The 15,032-nt window shown below is 63.0% G+C and carries 14 protein-coding genes; 8 read left to right on the top strand and 6 right to left on the bottom strand.

Annotated elements, in window-relative coordinates:
• Positions 1 to 11 precede the first annotated feature (11 nt).
• On the bottom strand, positions 12 to 1,400 hold the full coding sequence (locus AC3WQS_RS06545) for an FAD-binding oxidoreductase (RefSeq protein ID WP_019747606.1): 1,389 nt from the start codon (positions 1,398 to 1,400) through the stop codon (positions 12 to 14).
• The gene (locus AC3WQS_RS06540; RefSeq protein WP_445388009.1) at positions 1,400 to 2,236 is read right to left on the bottom strand and encodes a class I SAM-dependent methyltransferase; all 837 of its coding nucleotides are present in this window, start codon (positions 2,234 to 2,236) and stop codon (positions 1,400 to 1,402) included. Before AC3WQS_RS06540 ends, AC3WQS_RS06545 begins: the two co-directional genes overlap by 1 nt.
• Before the next feature lie 151 nt (positions 2,237 to 2,387).
• On the opposite strand from AC3WQS_RS06540, the gene AC3WQS_RS06535 reads away from it, so the two are divergent.
• The 6 genes from AC3WQS_RS06535 to AC3WQS_RS06510 all read left to right on the top strand — a co-directional run bounded on the left by AC3WQS_RS06535 (position 2,388) and on the right by AC3WQS_RS06510 (position 7,966).
• A complete protein-coding gene (locus tag AC3WQS_RS06535) occupies positions 2,388 to 3,065 on the top strand; it encodes a winged helix-turn-helix transcriptional regulator (protein ID WP_021343599.1) in 678 nt (225 codons plus the stop codon).
• Positions 3,066 to 3,175: 110 nt separating this feature from the next.
• Positions 3,176 to 3,760, top strand: coding sequence for a M15 family metallopeptidase (locus AC3WQS_RS06530; RefSeq protein ID WP_019747603.1), 585 nt, complete (start codon positions 3,176 to 3,178; stop codon positions 3,758 to 3,760).
• 2 nt (positions 3,761 to 3,762) lie between these two features.
• Positions 3,763 to 4,404 (top strand): phosphatase PAP2 family protein, encoded by a 642-nt coding sequence (locus AC3WQS_RS06525; RefSeq protein ID WP_019747602.1) that lies wholly within the window; start codon positions 3,763 to 3,765, stop codon positions 4,402 to 4,404.
• Positions 4,405 to 4,479: 75 nt separating this feature from the next.
• The gene (locus AC3WQS_RS06520; protein ID WP_084325094.1) at positions 4,480 to 5,178 is read left to right on the top strand and encodes a response regulator transcription factor; all 699 of its coding nucleotides are present in this window, start codon (positions 4,480 to 4,482) and stop codon (positions 5,176 to 5,178) included.
• A complete protein-coding gene (locus AC3WQS_RS06515) occupies positions 5,175 to 6,569 on the top strand; it encodes a sensor histidine kinase (RefSeq protein ID WP_492712166.1) in 1,395 nt (464 codons plus the stop codon). The genes AC3WQS_RS06520 and AC3WQS_RS06515 overlap by 4 nt, the downstream gene beginning before the upstream one ends.
• 188 nt (positions 6,570 to 6,757) lie before the next feature.
• Positions 6,758 to 7,966 carry an MFS transporter gene (locus AC3WQS_RS06510; protein WP_020906942.1) on the top strand — a complete coding sequence of 403 codons (1,209 nt, stop codon included), beginning with the start codon at positions 6,758 to 6,760 and terminating at the stop codon, positions 7,964 to 7,966.
• Here the strand turns inward: AC3WQS_RS06510 and AC3WQS_RS06505 are convergent.
• From AC3WQS_RS06505 to AC3WQS_RS06495, 3 genes are read right to left on the bottom strand one after another with little or no spacing between them, the layout of a single operon-like run.
• Complete coding sequence (locus AC3WQS_RS06505; protein ID WP_492712167.1) at positions 7,963 to 9,417, bottom strand: MFS transporter; 1,455 nt, start codon at positions 9,415 to 9,417, stop codon at positions 7,963 to 7,965. The genes AC3WQS_RS06510 and AC3WQS_RS06505 overlap by 4 nt on opposite strands.
• A 49-nt stretch (positions 9,418 to 9,466) precedes the next feature.
• A complete protein-coding gene (locus AC3WQS_RS06500; RefSeq protein WP_020969075.1) occupies positions 9,467 to 10,126 on the bottom strand; it encodes a response regulator in 660 nt (219 codons plus the stop codon).
• Positions 10,123 to 11,403, bottom strand: coding sequence for an ATP-binding protein (locus AC3WQS_RS06495; RefSeq protein ID WP_037134353.1), 1,281 nt, complete (start codon positions 11,401 to 11,403; stop codon positions 10,123 to 10,125). Before AC3WQS_RS06495 ends, AC3WQS_RS06500 begins: the two co-directional genes overlap by 4 nt.
• A 236-nt stretch (positions 11,404 to 11,639) precedes the next feature.
• Here AC3WQS_RS06495 and AC3WQS_RS06490 point away from each other — a divergent pair, with 236 nt between their 5' ends.
• Complete coding sequence (locus AC3WQS_RS06490; RefSeq protein WP_492712168.1) at positions 11,640 to 13,034, top strand: PspC domain-containing protein; 1,395 nt, start codon at positions 11,640 to 11,642, stop codon at positions 13,032 to 13,034.
• Positions 13,031 to 13,264, top strand: coding sequence for a hypothetical protein (locus AC3WQS_RS06485; RefSeq protein ID WP_020906937.1), 234 nt, complete (start codon positions 13,031 to 13,033; stop codon positions 13,262 to 13,264). Before AC3WQS_RS06490 ends, AC3WQS_RS06485 begins: the two co-directional genes overlap by 4 nt.
• Before the next feature lie 56 nt (positions 13,265 to 13,320).
• Here AC3WQS_RS06485 and guaA read toward each other — a convergent pair whose 3' ends face one another.
• The gene (guaA, locus tag AC3WQS_RS06480; protein ID WP_492712169.1) at positions 13,321 to 14,892 is read right to left on the bottom strand and encodes a glutamine-hydrolyzing GMP synthase; all 1,572 of its coding nucleotides are present in this window, start codon (positions 14,890 to 14,892) and stop codon (positions 13,321 to 13,323) included.
• Positions 14,893 to 15,032 lie beyond the last annotated feature (140 nt).

Here is a 15,032-nt window from a genome sequence, read left to right as displayed (position 1 = left end):
GAGCACAAGCTTCACGCAGGCAGAATATTTGCATTGAGGTGAAACACGTTGTCCGGGTCGTACTTCGCCTTGACTGCGGACAACCGCGCGTACTTCCCCGCGCCGTAGGAAGCTCGCACTCGGTCCTCGTCGACGTCGGTCATGAAGTTGACGTACCCGCCTTGGTTGGACGAGAACGGACGCAAGGCTTCCCAGGTCTCACGCACCCACGATCGATCCAATTCCAGCGTCCCGGCATCGGTGGCCGTCGCCGTCATATTGCACACGTAATGCGGTGTGCGAGAACCACCGAACGCTGTGTCGTCCTCGCCGACGGAAGTGAAAGCTCCCTGCAGCGGAAAGATCGGCATGAAGGACATCGGCGACGATTTCTTGCCCGCTTGTTCGGTCAGAACATCGATCACGTCGTCGGAGAAATCCACCAGGTCCAAAGCCTTCTCATAGGCGTACGCACCCCACGGTTCCGATTCGTCGAGCATCGACTGCAAGCCGACGTACGGGATCGGAGTGACGAACTCGAAAAGCGTCGGCAAGCCCTCTCGAATCGGCGCAATCGCGTTCGAGTGTTCTACTTCCGATCCGAAACCGGCTACCAGCAACGCGTATCCGGGCAGTAGGTGAAATTGATCCGGGACAAACGGCGCCGGCGGCGCGGACAAACTGACGGCAACCATCGCGCCCGCATTTCTCGGCAGGGCAGGCACTACCTCGCGGCACAGACGAAGCGCCGCGGGTCCGTCCTCCATCCCCCAGAAGAACAGTCCCAGATGCACTTCCGGACCGATCTCGCTCAGACGGTACTCGAACTCGGTGACCACTCCGAAATTTCCGCCGCCACCGCGCAGTGCCCAGAACAAGTCGCTGTGATCGTTCTCGGAGGCTCGAACGATCGAACCGTCGGCGAGCACCACCTCTGCCGACACCAGATTGTCGATCGCCAGGCCGAGCGTGCGGGTCAACCACCCCATGCCACCACCGAGTGTCAGGCCACCGACGCCGGTATCACTGATCACTCCGCCGGTCACCGCCAACCCGTGTTCCTGCGTCGCCTTGTCGAGGTCGGCGATCGTCGCACCACCACCGACCCTGGCTCGCTTTGCTGACGGGGCGACGCTGACTACGTTGATCGCACTGAGATCGATCATCACTCCGCCTTCACACACCGATGTGCCTCGGTAGGAATGCCCGCCACCTCTGACCGAAACCTCCAACGAATGGGCTCTGGCAAATGCAAGTGCCACAGCCACATCCGACGCCGACCGGCACCTGGCGATCACCGCCGGACGATGATCGATCTGCCCGTTCCAGATCGATCTGGCGTCGTCGTACTCCGGATCTCGGGGGCCGAACACAGAACCTGTGATCGCCGATTTCAGTGGCGCGAACTCGACCGTCGTCATCACGCACCTCCCCCACCGGGCGTCACGGTGACCAGCAGGTACTCCCACTCCATCGTGAACGGTTCGCTTCCGCTGCCGTACCTTTCCGCCAATTCGAGCAGATCGCGGTCCAGCGCCTGCGTTCGGTCAGGATCGCCGGCGATGTTCCGGTACACCGCGATGGTCGGCCCGTAATTCTTCTTGAAAAAATCACGGAACTCTTCCGGCCCGCTGAATGTGTCCACACGAAGTACGTCTTTCCTCGTGGCCACATCGCCGAGCAGATCACGAACATGGTTCTCATCGCCCCACAAAGGCGCCGGCTGCGAACCAGGAGGCGGCGGCGGTGCGTACGGCTTCATCGTTTTGAACATCTCGCCGATGAATCCCGTCGGAGTCCAACTCAGCACTCCGATCTTTCCGCCGGGTCGGCATACTCGCACAAGTTCGTCCGCGGCGCGCTGATGATGCGGTGCGAACATCACACCGACGCACGAAAGCACCACGTCGAACTCGTTGTCACCGAAAGGAAGAGCCTCGGCATCGGCCTCCTGCCAGTCCAATTCGACTCCGGCGAGGGAAGCGGCCTCCTTACCCGCTACGAACAATTCGGGAGCCAGGTCAGTGGCAATCACCTGCGCACCCAGCGCGGCCGCCGGAATGGCGGCATTGCCGGACCCCGCCGCGACGTCCAGCACGCGGTCACCCTTCTGCACACCGCACTCGCCGACCAGTACCGGCCCGAGTTCCGCAATGACCTGCGTGGCCACCGCCGGATAGTTACCGAGACCCCACATGGCCCGATGCTTGGCCTTCAGCTCACGATCCAGCCCGAGCGTTTCCGTCGATTCACTCATTACCGTTCTCCTTCAATATTTTTGGTACTCGGAGCCCAACAACCTCGGAGCCCGACAACATTCATGCCGTTACTTCGACGCTACGACGACGGTTCACTCCGCTCCAGTACGAAATCTGTACCGGAGCACTCCAGAGGCCTACGATCGAATGATGGGGTCCTCGTACCACCAGTTCTGCCCCGTCGCCAAGGCGATGGAGCTACTCGACGAGCGGTGGACGCTGCTTCTCCTGCGCGAACTGATGATGGGAAGCGACCATTTCAACGATCTCCGACGCGGACTTCCGCGAATGTCACCGACTCTGCTCTCCACGCGGCTGCACCAACTCGCGATCGCCGGCATCGTGGAGCGAGAAGAAACCGACTGCGTCGTCCGTTACCGATTGACCGACGCGGGCCGAGAACTGCGCCCTGTGGTCGAAGCTCTCGGAATCTGGGGTACCAGGTGGATCGGCGAGCTGGGCGATGAAGACCTGGATCCGAAACTGCTGCTGTGGGACATGCATCGACGCGTGGATCACTCCGTGGTTCCCGACGGAAAGACCGTGGTGCACTTCGTTTTCTCCGGAGTGCGTGAACATTCGCGAAACTGGTGGCTCGTCATCAATTCCGGGGAGGTGGACATGTGCGATATCGATCCGGGTTTCGACGTTGCGGTGTCGGTCTCTGCGGGCTTGCGACCGATGACCGAGATCTGGCGCGGTAACCTGACCTGGTCGGACGCCATACGGTCAGGTGACGTCACCATTTCGGGGCCTACGGCGTTGCGTCGTAGCTTGCCTTCGTGGTTCGAACTGTCGACTTTCGCATCGATCCCGCGCCCCGCGTAAAGCGCGCTCACCAGCCCCGTTCCGTCCTGTTACAGAGCTGTTTCAGACCGTGACACCGTCGACGAACGGCGACCACCTGACGGTGACACTGACCGAGCAGTCTCTGTTGTATGCCCAGCCACCGCGGAATAATCCGCCTCGCCGCACTCGGTGCAGTCGTACTCGGTGCGCTCACGCTCAGCGCATGCTCGTACACAGAAGAAGCAAAGCCCAAGAGTGGTAATTACCTTGCCACTCAGCCTGATTCAGGACCCGCAGGCGGCGAGATCGAGGACGGCATCAGCGTGCAGGATACCCATGTACCTGCACTGGCCCGTCTCGATTCCGCACTGCTCGCGGCGCTGCAGTCGGCAGCGGCCGACGCACAGGCCTCCGGAGTGAACATGCACGTCACCTCGGGTTGGCGGTCCGCCGCATATCAACAGCGACTGTTCGACGAAGCCGTCGTCAAGTACGGCAGCATGAACGAAGCGTCCAAATGGGTGCACTCCCCGAGCCTGTCGAAGCATGTCAGCGGACAAGCCGTCGACATCGGACCGACCGACGCCGACGACTGGCTCATCCAGCACGGCAATGATTACGGCCTCTGTCAGACCTATGCCAACGAGATGTGGCATTTCGAATTGGCAACCACTCCCGGCGGGGAATGCCCGCCCCAACTGAGCAACCCTTCGGACGAGAGAGCGGAAGGCTGATCATGACTCGAGTCAAACCCGCGAGACTGATTGCCGCACTGGCACTCCTGATCCTCGGAGTCGTCGAATTCGAACTGGCAGTCAACACTACTGGTGGTCAGATCGTCGACCAACAACTCATGGTGGGCGCGGCCACTTCCGAAGGACTCAGTGTGTTCTCCACCGAGTTCATCGGCCTCGTCACTCCGATACTGATAGTGGGAGGAGTGCTCGTGGCACTCATGATCACATTGCGCAACAACCCGATTGCGCTGGCCCTACGCGTCGTCGTCGTGACCCTCGGTCCCATCACGACGGCCTGGGTTCTCAAACAATCGTTGGATCGACCGGACCTGAACGGCCTGGTGATGCACAATTCCTTCCCCAGCGGCACGCTGACGGCCATCGCTGCTCTGGTCTGCGCAATCGTGCTCGTCACACCCTCGAGGTGGCGGGCAGTCGTTGCAGTCAACGGCGCGCTGATCACCATCGGGACCGCGATCTCGGTAGTCGTGTTGCAATGGCACCGGCCGAGTGACGTGATCGGTGCGCTACTGCTCGTCGGCTGCTACACCCTCGCCGTGTCGGCATTTCCGTTGAACACCAGCGTCGCACGGCACGCGGTGCTGGCGGACTCAGGCAACGAACGGCTCTCGAAAGTGTGACCCCTGTACCCTTGGCTGACCGAGATTCCTCCGACCGCAGAAGGCCCCTGATCATGGCGAGTCCAAGGTGAGCGCATGGTGAGCATTCTTTTCATAGAAGACGATCCAGCGGTGGCCGAGGCAATCACGTTGGGACTGAACCGACTCGGGCACAACGTCAGCCATCGGCCCGACGGTAACGGCGATTTCGACGACGTCCTCGGCTCCACCGACCTCGTCCTACTCGACCTCGGACTGCCGGGAGCCGACGGTTACGAGATCTGTCGACGCATCCGTACGCGCAGTTCGATCCCGATCATCATCTTGACCGCCAGATCCGACGACATCGACACTGTTGCCGGCCTCGAGGCCGGTGCCGACGACTACGTCGTCAAACCGGCCAGTCCGCGTGTCCTCGATGCTCGGATCAAAGCCGTCGTGCGGCGCTCGGCCCCCGCAACATCGCGTTCAGATGTGGCGCCGGGCGCAGAGAAGTTCGGCGACCTGGAATTGGATCGGTCGTCATTGCAGGTACGCAAGGCCGGGACGCTGCTGACCCTGACTCCGACCGAACTCCGACTGATACTGGCGCTGACCGAAAACCCCGGACAGGTTCTCAGCCGCAGGCAATTGTTGTCCGCAGCCTGGGACCAGGAATACCTGGGCGACTCACGAATCGTCGATGCAGCAGTGCAGCGGCTGCGCGGAAAGATCGAGGACGACCCAGCCGCACCGACCGTGATCGAAACGGTGCGCGGGTTCGGGTATCGCTTCAACACCAGCCCGGCCCGATGAGACCGACCTGGCTTCGGGTCGACGGTCTGCGGACCAGGCTCGTGCTCGTGTTCATCGCAATCGTCGTGATCATCGCCGGGGCAACCGCAGGCGTCGTCTCGTTCATGGCGCGGTCGTGGATCTATTCCAACGCTCAGGACGTGGCAACGGCACAATTTCGCGACGAACTGCAGTACAGCAACGGACCGCCGGTAGACGGGTTGACACCTGACACCCTCGACCAGATCTTCCAGTCCGACATGACTCTGATCGTCGACGGCGAAGTCATCCGACAAGGATCAGTGGATGCGGCAACGATCCCACCCAGCTTCGAAGAGGGTTTGGACAGTCCTAAACTGATCCGCTTCGAGAGACTCGACTCCCAGCGCATCATGTTGGGAATGTCGGTCAATGTCGTGGACATGACTGCAGACGACGGCTACGACAACGAGACACTGGTCAAAGCCGTCACCATCCGGCCGCTGGTAGGGGTGCAGGACAAGTTCGACGACCTGCTTCGAGCTGTCGGTCTCACCCTCGCGGCGGGTGTGCTGGTGAGCGGTCTGCTCGGACTCTGGATCGCGTCGACGCTGGTCCGTCCGCTCAAACGCCTGGACGAGGCCGCCGCCCGCGCCGCCGACGGCGACCTGAGCGTCCGGCTCCCCGAAGACGGAGTAGCCGAACTTGTCCAGGTCACAACAACTTTCAACAACATGGTCGCTCGCAACGAAGCGGTCATCCGAGGTCTGGAAGAATCGGAAGAACAGTCGAGAAGATTTGTCGCCGACGTCTCCCACGAGCTTCGAACGCCGCTGGCGGCATTGGTTCCGGTCAGCGAAATCCTCCGCGAAGAGATCCCTAATCTTCCGCCGGACGCCGCCGCTGCAGCGCGCATCGTGAGCAGTGAGATCGGCAAGCTCACTCGACTTGTCGAAGATCTGATCGAAATGTCGCGCCACGACTCACAACAGGCGCGTCTCGTCCTCGACGACGTCGACCTCGTCGAATTGACCGAGCGCACACTCGAGAGCCGAGGTTGGACAGAAACCGTCGAACTCCGTGCACCCGAAAGCGTCAGCGCCAGAGTGGATTCACGTCGAATCGACATAGTCGTCGCCAACCTCGTCGGCAACGCACTGCGCCACGGAGCGCCTCCGGTTCGCGTCGAGTTGAGCGCAGAACCCGGTTTCTCCGTCATCACCGTCGTCGACCACGGCCCCGGCATCTCACCCGAAGACCGGCAGGCGATTTTTCGGCGGTTCTACAAGGTCGACACCGCGCGCGGACGCAGCGAAGGCAGCGGACTCGGGCTCTCCCTCGCCGTCGAAAACGTGCACTTGCACGGCGGCACCATCAGCGTCGACCAGGTGGACGGGCGCACGATCTTCACGGTTCGCCTGCCCCATCGCTGACCCCTTCCCGAGCGAACGTACCTTTCGGCGCACCCAAGGCGATCGTCGTACCGTTCGCTCGAAAAGGGGTGGGCACTTCGCACCCTGGGCCGCCCAAGTTTGACCAAATAATGGGATTCTGGTTTCAACATGTGAAACTACGCGAGTAGCGTCGGCATCGTCGAACAGCGTAGAAATCGGAGGGCACCATGACGCAGGCGTCGCGGTTGGAAAAGACGGCCGTCTCCCCGAAGGCGTGGACGATGCTCGGAATCGGCGTCGCAGCCCAGGCCGCAGGCACCGTCTTCGTCAGCACCCCCGCCTTTTTGATCCCGCTGCTGCATTCCGAGCACGGTCTCTCGTTGACACAAGCCGGAACCCTGGCCGCTGCACCCACTTTCGGCATGGTTCTCACCTTGGTGGCGTGGGGCGCGATGGCCGACAGATTCGGCGAGAAATGGGTCATCTCCATCGGGCTCGCGCTGACGGCGATCGCCGCGCTCGCCGCGACCACCACCGACAACTACGCCCTCCTCGGGATCGCATTTCTATTGGGCGGAATGGCTGCGGCGAGCACCAACGCCGCCAGTGGGCGTGTTGTGGTCGGCTGGTTTCCCAAGGATCGGCGCGGCCTTGCGATGGGCATCAGGCAGATGTCACAGCCACTGGGCGTGACCATTGCGTCGTTGACCATCCCGACTCTCGCCGCGAACGTAGGAATCGGTTCGGCCGTCGGACTGTCGGTGGCGCTCAACGGCGTCCTCGCCCTGATCTGTGCCGTCGCATTGGTCAATCCCCCGCGACCGGCGGCGCGGCCCACAGATATCCCGGTCGAAACGATCAACCCCTATCGCTCGAACTGGTTCCTCTGGCGCATTCACGTCGTCTCGGCACTGTTGGTGTTTCCGCAGTTCACCCTCTCGACGTTCGGTCTGGTCTGGCTGATCAGCGAGCAAGGCTGGGACGCGGCGCCCGCTGGACTCCTGATCGGGATCTCCCAGTTCGTGGGTGCGCTCGGCCGCATCGTCGTCGGCATCTGGAGTGATCGCGCCGGAAGCAGAGTAGGCCCGCTGAGGTTGGTTGCCGTCTCCGCATCCGCGGTCATGTTGGCAATGGCAGCAGCCGGCGCAGCGCCTTGGGGCGTTCCGGCCCTGATCCTGCTGCTGGCAACCACCGTCAGCGTCGCCGACAACGGTTTGGCGTTCACATCCGTCGCCGAAGCGGCCGGGCCGAAATGGCAAGGAAAAGCGTTGGGCGCACAGAACACCGGCCAGTTCATTGCCGCGTCAGCAGTGGGCCCGGTGGTCGGTGCGCTGATCGGCGCGGTCGGCTACCCGCTCGCTTTCGCGATAGTCGCGGCATTTCCAGCCGCGGCAATCCCCTTGGTGCCCAGCCGAGATCGCGACATCAGCGTCTAGTCCCTCATCGGATTCGGTTGCACTGCAGGTCCCGTCAGATCACAATGCGGCTTGCACGCAACCGAATCCGCTTCCTGAACAGGCTCGACTGCCGGAGTACGAATCAGCGTCGCGGCGATCGCCGCACCGATCAACAGCAGCGCCACACAGATGTACATCGCATACCGGAAACCGTCGGAGAAACTCGACGGATCGACCAGACTCTCGGCATCGATACCCACCAGGGCAGGCAAGGCCGCAACCGCAAGAAGCTGGCTCGTGCGAGCAACGGCATTGTTCACACCTGACGCGATCCCGGACTGCTCCACCGGCACCGAGCCGAGCACCGCGGCGGTCAACGGCGCCACCATCACCGCCAGGCCGAGCCCGAAGATCAGAACTCCCGGCAGCACGACGGTCAGGTACGACGCATCCGGGCCGATCCGCGTCATCAACACCAACCCCACCGCGGCCACCGCGGGTCCGACCGTCATCGGCAATCGCGGTCCGTGCGTCTGCGCGTAACTGCCCGCGCGCGAAGACAACAGCAACAATGCCAAGGTGATCGGTACCGTTGCGACGCCGGCAGCCACCGGCGAGTACCCCGCGACCAACTGCAATTGCAGCACGAGCAGGAAGAACACACCGCCAAGCGCCGCATAGACCGCGAGAGTCACCAGATTGGCCGCGACGAACATCCGCGAACGAAACAGGGACGGCGGCACCAACGCACTCGGCGATCGACGTTCCACCACAACGAACAGGCACAGCGCGAGCACCCCGACCAGCCCGACTATCGGGTTGACTTCGATCAGCCCGTACGTCAGCGCCCCGAGACCGACTACTGCGCAGGCAGATCCGACCACGTCCAGGTGCTCGGGCGGATGCGGATCGCGGCTCTCGGGCACGTGGCGCACCGCTGCCCACACCACGACGATCACCAACGGAATGTTGAGCAGGAACACCGATCGCCATCCCGCCACTTCCACCAGCCAACCGCCGAACAGCGGACCGATAGCGCCGGCGACACCACCCAAGCCCGACCACAAGCCGATCGCCGCACCGCGGTCCTCCTCGCGAAGTGACGCGGAAATGATGGCAAGGCTGCCAGGCGTCAAGAGCGCAGCTCCCACTCCCTGCAGGATCCGCGCAATCACCAGAAATGTGATGTCAGGTGCAATTCCGCACAGCAACGACGCGACCGCGAACCAGACCGTCCCCCACACGAATACCCGCCGCCGACCCCAACGATCGCCGAGGGCTCCGCCGAGCAGTATCAGCGACGCCAATGCCAAGGTGTATCCGCTGAGAGTCCACTGCAGCCCGGCGACACCGGAATTCAAGTCCTCGCCTATGTGCGGCAGAGCAATGTTGACGACGGTGCCGTCGAGGAGAGCCATGCTCGAGCCGAGAACGGTGGCGGCGACAACCCAACGCCCGCGTCTCGACGCGAGCGCCAGTGGTTCCGTCATCGGTCCATGGTGCGCCTTCACTCGCAATCGCGAAAGGGTGCGCGGAAATTCAGTCGATCTGTCGGCGATGTGCCCAACGTGTCAGCGCATTGCGATTGGACTGCTGAGTCTTTCGCAGAACGTTCGATGCGTGAGTCTCGACGGTCTTCACGGAAATCACCAGGTCCTCGGCAATTTCACGGTAGGTGTACCCACGTGCCAGCAATCTGAGCACTTCGAGTTCTCGCGGAGTGAGCGAGTCGAGTTCCGGATCGAGTTGTGGCTCGGGTGCATTGGAGCGTCCGGTGAAGGAGTCCAACACGAAACCTGCCAGGCGCGGCCCGAACACCGCGTCACCACCGGCAACGCGTCGTACGCCCTCGGCAAGTTCGGATCCCGAGATCGTCTTGGTCACATACCCGCGCGCACCGCCGCGGATCACCGCGATCACGTCTTCGGCGGCATCGGAAACGCTGAGCGCCAGGCACACCGGGCCCGAATCGATTCCACGCAGAACTGCCACTCCACCACCGTCTGGCATGTGGACATCGAGCAGAACGACGTGCGGCTTCGTCGAGTTGATACCGGCGATTGCCTCCGCCACGCCGCCGGCCTCACCGACGACATCCATATCCGTCTCGCGCGAGAGCTCGGCCCTCACCCCGGAGCGGAACACTGCATGATCGTCGACAAGAAATACGCGGTACGGGGGCGGCGCAAGCGAAGTCACTGGGGCTGTTCCTCGGGGTTGTCGACACGGTCAGCAGTCTGGTCCCACTTTAGAGCAGAGTCACCGAGCGGCATGTGCACGCGGATTTCGGTGCCCTTTCCGATGTCGGATCGAACCACGACGCGGCCACCGCGCCGCTCGATTCGACCACGAATCGACTTGGCCAGCCCCTGGCGATCCTCCGGCACCGCGTCGACGTCGAATCCGACGCCGCGATCACGAACGAACACACTGACCTGATCACCCTCGACCTCGGCGAACAGATTGATTTCCTTCTCCCCCGAGTGCTTTGCCGAGTTCACGAGAGCTTCACGCGTCGCACCGAGGAGCGCGGTGAACGCTTCCTTGGGCAGGCCGTTCTCGACGCCTTCGCCTTCGAGTTGTACGTCGCCGACAGTGACGGGACGGACCGTGACACCGTGCTGGTCTTCCACTTCACCGGCGATGATCTTCAGGCCTTCCGTCAGGCTCGTGTGGTCGATGTCGCCGCCGCTGAACAACCACTTGCGCAGCTCGCGTTCCTGACCGCGGGCCAGGCGCGCCACCTCTTGTGGGTTGTCGGACTGTTTCTGAATCAGCGCCAACGTCTGAAGGACGGAGTCGTGTAGATGCGACGCGATCTCTTCACGTTCGTCGTTGCGAATTCGGGCCGCACGCTCGGCGCCGAGAGCACGCCACATCCGCAGCCACAGCGGCACCGTCAACAAACCGACACCGATCAGCGTCACGACCACAGCCAAGAGAGACGAGCGCAGTGCTTCGAGGTCGACCTGAGCAAGGACGACAACGCCAAGACCCAAGATGATCAAGGTGGCTCCCCCGACCACCCGCGCCCACGTCAGAACGGTAGGCCGCTGCGGCAAGCCGATGACAGTACGGGGACCGTCGGAGTCGAACTCGCGCCACACCAAGGCGGCACCGATCGCGACGACGAAGAACGGCGCGAGCACCGAACCCGCCGTGCCGCTGAACAACCAGGACAACGCGGCTGCGCCGCCCAATCCGAGTGCGATCAAGCCGTACGCCCGCTGCCGCTCGGCCGCGGACGGCTTCTGCGTGTCCGTGCCGGCGGAGGTGAAGATCCACAGGGCGCCGTAAATGACGATGCCGGATCCGGCCATCGCCGCAAGAATCGTGAAGGCGACGCGCACTTTCAGGACGTCGATACCGAGATGATCGGCGATCCCGCCCGCAACTCCAGCGACGATGCGACCGCCGGAGCGCCGCTCCAGCTTTCGCAGTGGCACGGCACCCGGAATGGGCACGCCCTTCTTCATGGGTACGGGATGCACCGGTACCCCGTTGACGGGCGGGCCTCCCGCAAACCCGGGAGCGGGACCGCTCACGAACGGCGGATCTGACAGATATTGCACATAGTCGATACTGGCACGAACCACGCGGACACACATCAGGGTCCAACCCTGAATCAGGCCGCCACCCTCACCCGCGATCACCACAAAGATCAGGGTTGGCCCTGATGCGCGGAGGCTGCCTCGGAAGCCAGGATTGATTCATGAACAATCCGACTTTCCAAGAACAGATCCAGGATCTGTGGCGGACCCGCCCCGTGCGTCTGCCGGCACAAGGTCACGTGGCTGGGGTATGCGCCGGAATCGGATACCGGTACGGCATCGACCCCGTTCTCGTACGCGTGGCGTTTGTCGCGTCCACCATTTTCGGTGGCTCAGGCATCCTTCTCTACCTCGCCGGCTGGTTGGTACTTGCCCGTGCCGGTGACGGATCGTCCCCCGCGCAGTCGTTGATGGGCCGCGGACACAGTTCCGATTCCAGTACCAAGACCATCGTCTTGCTGGTGGCCCTCGCCATCGCGGCTACGACTGTCGGCCCCGTCGGCGTCGGTCTGGGTGGTTCCGGACTGATCGGGCTGATCCTGATGGTCGGTGGCCTGTGGCTGCTCTACCAACGAGCGCCCATCCCGCCCGCACTGCCGCAGAACACGTCGCCTTATGTCGGCGCAGGTACCGCGTATCCAGGCACCGGATTCACGCCTGGGCCGTTCACCCCCGGATACTTCGCGCCCAATCAGCCTCCCGTGTACACGCCGTACACCAAACTCCCCGACAGCTATGTGCCCGAGGAACGACCGGCCGACCAGCCGCAGCAGTCACCACAATCTCAGGCCGCTCATCCGACGATCAACCTGTCGAAGGACCCGAGCGCTTCGGTCAGCACCAATCCGACCGAGGTGATCGGTGAGGCCGCCATCACGCCGCCGTCCTGGGATCCGCTCGGTGTCGCTCCGTTCGCCTGGGATCTTCCGGATCCGGCAGCCAAGGCCACACCGCTGCTCCCGTTGCCGCCACGTAAGCGTCGCTCGCGTTGGACGCTGACGGTCCTCGGACTCGCAATCATCGTCGCCGCCGTCACCGGGGCAGCGGGCGCCGCAACCGGCAACGAGTGGTTCACTCCCGGCCGAGTCGGTGCAGTCGGACTCGCCGTCATCGCACTCGGCCTGATCCTCGGGGCATTCTTCCGCAAGGGGTACGGCCTGCTGGTCGTCACCGGACCACTCGTGGGTTTCGTGCTTCTCGCCTCGCTGGTCTACCCGATCGAGTTCGACGCCTCGGGTGAGCAAAGATGGACTCCGGCAACAGCTTCCGAGTTGGATCCGTCGTATTCGGGAGCCTTCGGAAGCTTCACTCTCGACCTCAACGGGGTCAAGTTCACCGAGGACAAGACCATCGACGTCGCGGCGTCGTTCGGCGAGTTCACCGTCATGGTGCCACCAACCGTCAACGTCAAGAACAGCTGCACCGTCGTCATGGGTGACGGATCGGGTTGCCTCGACGGCGGAATACACCCGGGCAGTGATGTGACACCGGATTCGCCCACACTGACCATCAACGCCAAAGCCACGTTCGGCAGTCTGAAGGTGACGCAATCATGAGCGAGTACGACGAGACGACAGACCAGGACGAGACCCGAGAATCCAAGCGCCCCTCGGCACTTCTGCTGATCGCCGGACTGGCCGCACTACTGGTCAGCGTGTGGGCGTTGGTCGGGCCGTTCTCCCTGGCGCCGGCAGCGAACATTCAATTCCGTTGGCTGTTCGTCGGTGCCGCCGTCGTGGCGGGACTACTGCTGGTGATTCTGCCGAATCGGCGCAATCGCAAGTAAAACTACTGTGCGCCTTTATTAACCGCGGGGGGTTAATAAAGGCGCACAGTAGTTTTTTACTCCCACTCGATAGTTCCCGGCGGCTTGCTCGTCACGTCGAGGACTACGCGGTTCACGTCCGCCACCTCGTTGGTGATTCGAGTCGAGATGCGCTCGAGGGTCTCGTACGGCAGACGCGTCCAGTCCGCGGTCATCGCGTCTTCACTCGAGACCGGACGCAGCACGATCGGATGACCGTACGTCCGGCCGTCACCCTGCACGCCCACGCTGCGGACGTCGGCGAGGAGAACCACTGGGCACTGCCAAATCGTTCCGTCCAAGCCTGCAGACGTAAGCTCTTCGCGCGCAATGGAATCTGCATGACGCAGGATCTCGAGGCGATCGCGGGTGACCTCACCGATGATGCGGATACCGAGTCCGGGACCGGGGAACGGCTGGCGTCCGACGATCTCTTCCGGCAGACCGAGTTCGCGGCCCACTGCACGGACCTCGTCCTTGAACAGCAGACGCAGCGGTTCGACCAACTTGAACTGCAGGTCTTCCGGCAGCCCGCCGACATTGTGATGGCTCTTGATGTTTGCAGTTCCCGTGCCGCCGCCGGACTCCACGACATCCGGGTACAGGGTGCCCTGCACGAGGAAGTCGACGGTTGCACCGTGAGATGCGTTCTCGCCCAGAACATCACTGACTGCGCCTTCGAAGCTGCGGATGAACTCGCGGCCGATGATCTTGCGCTTGGTCTCGGGATCGGTGACCCCAGCCAACTCACCGATGAAGGTGTTTGCAGCATCCACGGTGATCAGACGCGCACCGGTTGCCGCGACGAAGTCCTGCTCGACCTGCGTGCGCTCACCGGCTCGCATCAAACCGTGATCGACGAAGACACACGTCAACCGGTCGCCGATTGCCCGCTGAACCAAAGCCGCAGCGACAGCCGAGTCGACACCACCGGACAGACCGCAGATGGCGTGTCCGTCGCCGACCTGCTCGCGAACCTGCTCGATCAGCGCATCGGCGATGTTCGACGCCGTCCACGCTGCCGGAATACCGGCGATCTCGTGCAGGAAGCGGCTCAGGACCTGCTGACCGTGCGGGGAATGCAGAACCTCGGGGTGGTACTGCACGCCGGCGAGCTTGCGAGCGCGGTCCTCGAACGCTGCGACGGGAGCGCCATCGCTGGTCGCAGTCACCTCGAAGCCGGACGGCGCTTCGGTGACGGCGTCACCGTGGCTCATCCACACCGGCTGCGTCGCGGGAAGTCCGTCGTGCAGCAACCCACCGGATACCGCGATGTCGGTACGGCCGTATTCGCGGGTACCGGTCTCGGCAACGGTGCCGCCGAGGGCGCCTGCCATTGCCTGGAATCCGTAGCAGATTCCGAAAACCGGGATGTCGTGATCAAAAAGTGCGGGATCGAGCTTGGGAGCACCGTCTGCGTAGACACTCGAGGGCCCACCCGAGAGCACAACAGCCAAGGGGTTCTTGGCCACGATCTCCTCGACGGTCGTGGTGTGCGGAATCACCTCCGAGTAGACCTTGGCTTCGCGAACTCGCCGTGCGATCAACTGCGCGTACTGCGCTCCGAAGTCGACGACAAGAACTGGTCTCTGCTGCTCGATATCTGCCACAGGTGCAGTCTAATCGCCGCAGCCAGCGCTTCTGCGCATGCATGGACTCAGCCCGCTCCTCGGCCGAGTGAGCGCGAGGTACGTCACTACAAAGGCCGACCCTCCGGACTGCGCGGCGACCTCGGGGCGAACTAGACCAC

Source organism: Rhodococcus sp. FW305-130 (genome assembly GCF_058788335.1).
The sequence above is the reverse complement of the archived record's forward strand: the minus strand, read 5'-3'. Positions and strand labels throughout refer to the sequence as shown.

Excerpts from the sequence above, each read along its gene's own strand:
- AC3WQS_RS06545 (WP_019747606.1), bottom strand. The coding sequence starts at position 1,400 with ATGACGACGGTCGAGTTCGCGCCACTGAAATCGGCGATCACAGGTTCT.
- AC3WQS_RS06540 (WP_445388009.1), bottom strand. The coding sequence starts at position 2,236 with ATGAGTGAATCGACGGAAACGCTCGGGCTGGATCGTGAGCTGAAGGCC.
- AC3WQS_RS06535 (WP_021343599.1), top strand. The coding sequence starts at position 2,388 with ATGGGGTCCTCGTACCACCAGTTCTGCCCCGTCGCCAAGGCGATGGAG.
- AC3WQS_RS06530 (WP_019747603.1), top strand. The coding sequence starts at position 3,176 with ATGCCCAGCCACCGCGGAATAATCCGCCTCGCCGCACTCGGTGCAGTC.
- AC3WQS_RS06525 (WP_019747602.1), top strand. The coding sequence starts at position 3,763 with ATGACTCGAGTCAAACCCGCGAGACTGATTGCCGCACTGGCACTCCTG.
- AC3WQS_RS06520 (WP_084325094.1), top strand. The coding sequence starts at position 4,480 with ATGGTGAGCATTCTTTTCATAGAAGACGATCCAGCGGTGGCCGAGGCA.
- AC3WQS_RS06515 (WP_492712166.1), top strand. The coding sequence starts at position 5,175 with ATGAGACCGACCTGGCTTCGGGTCGACGGTCTGCGGACCAGGCTCGTG.
- AC3WQS_RS06510 (WP_020906942.1), top strand. The coding sequence starts at position 6,758 with ATGACGCAGGCGTCGCGGTTGGAAAAGACGGCCGTCTCCCCGAAGGCG.
- AC3WQS_RS06505 (WP_492712167.1), bottom strand. The coding sequence starts at position 9,417 with ATGACGGAACCACTGGCGCTCGCGTCGAGACGCGGGCGTTGGGTTGTC.
- AC3WQS_RS06495 (WP_037134353.1), bottom strand. The coding sequence starts at position 11,403 with ATGAAGAAGGGCGTGCCCATTCCGGGTGCCGTGCCACTGCGAAAGCTG.
- AC3WQS_RS06490 (WP_492712168.1), top strand. The coding sequence starts at position 11,640 with ATGAACAATCCGACTTTCCAAGAACAGATCCAGGATCTGTGGCGGACC.
- AC3WQS_RS06485 (WP_020906937.1), top strand. The coding sequence starts at position 13,031 with ATGAGCGAGTACGACGAGACGACAGACCAGGACGAGACCCGAGAATCC.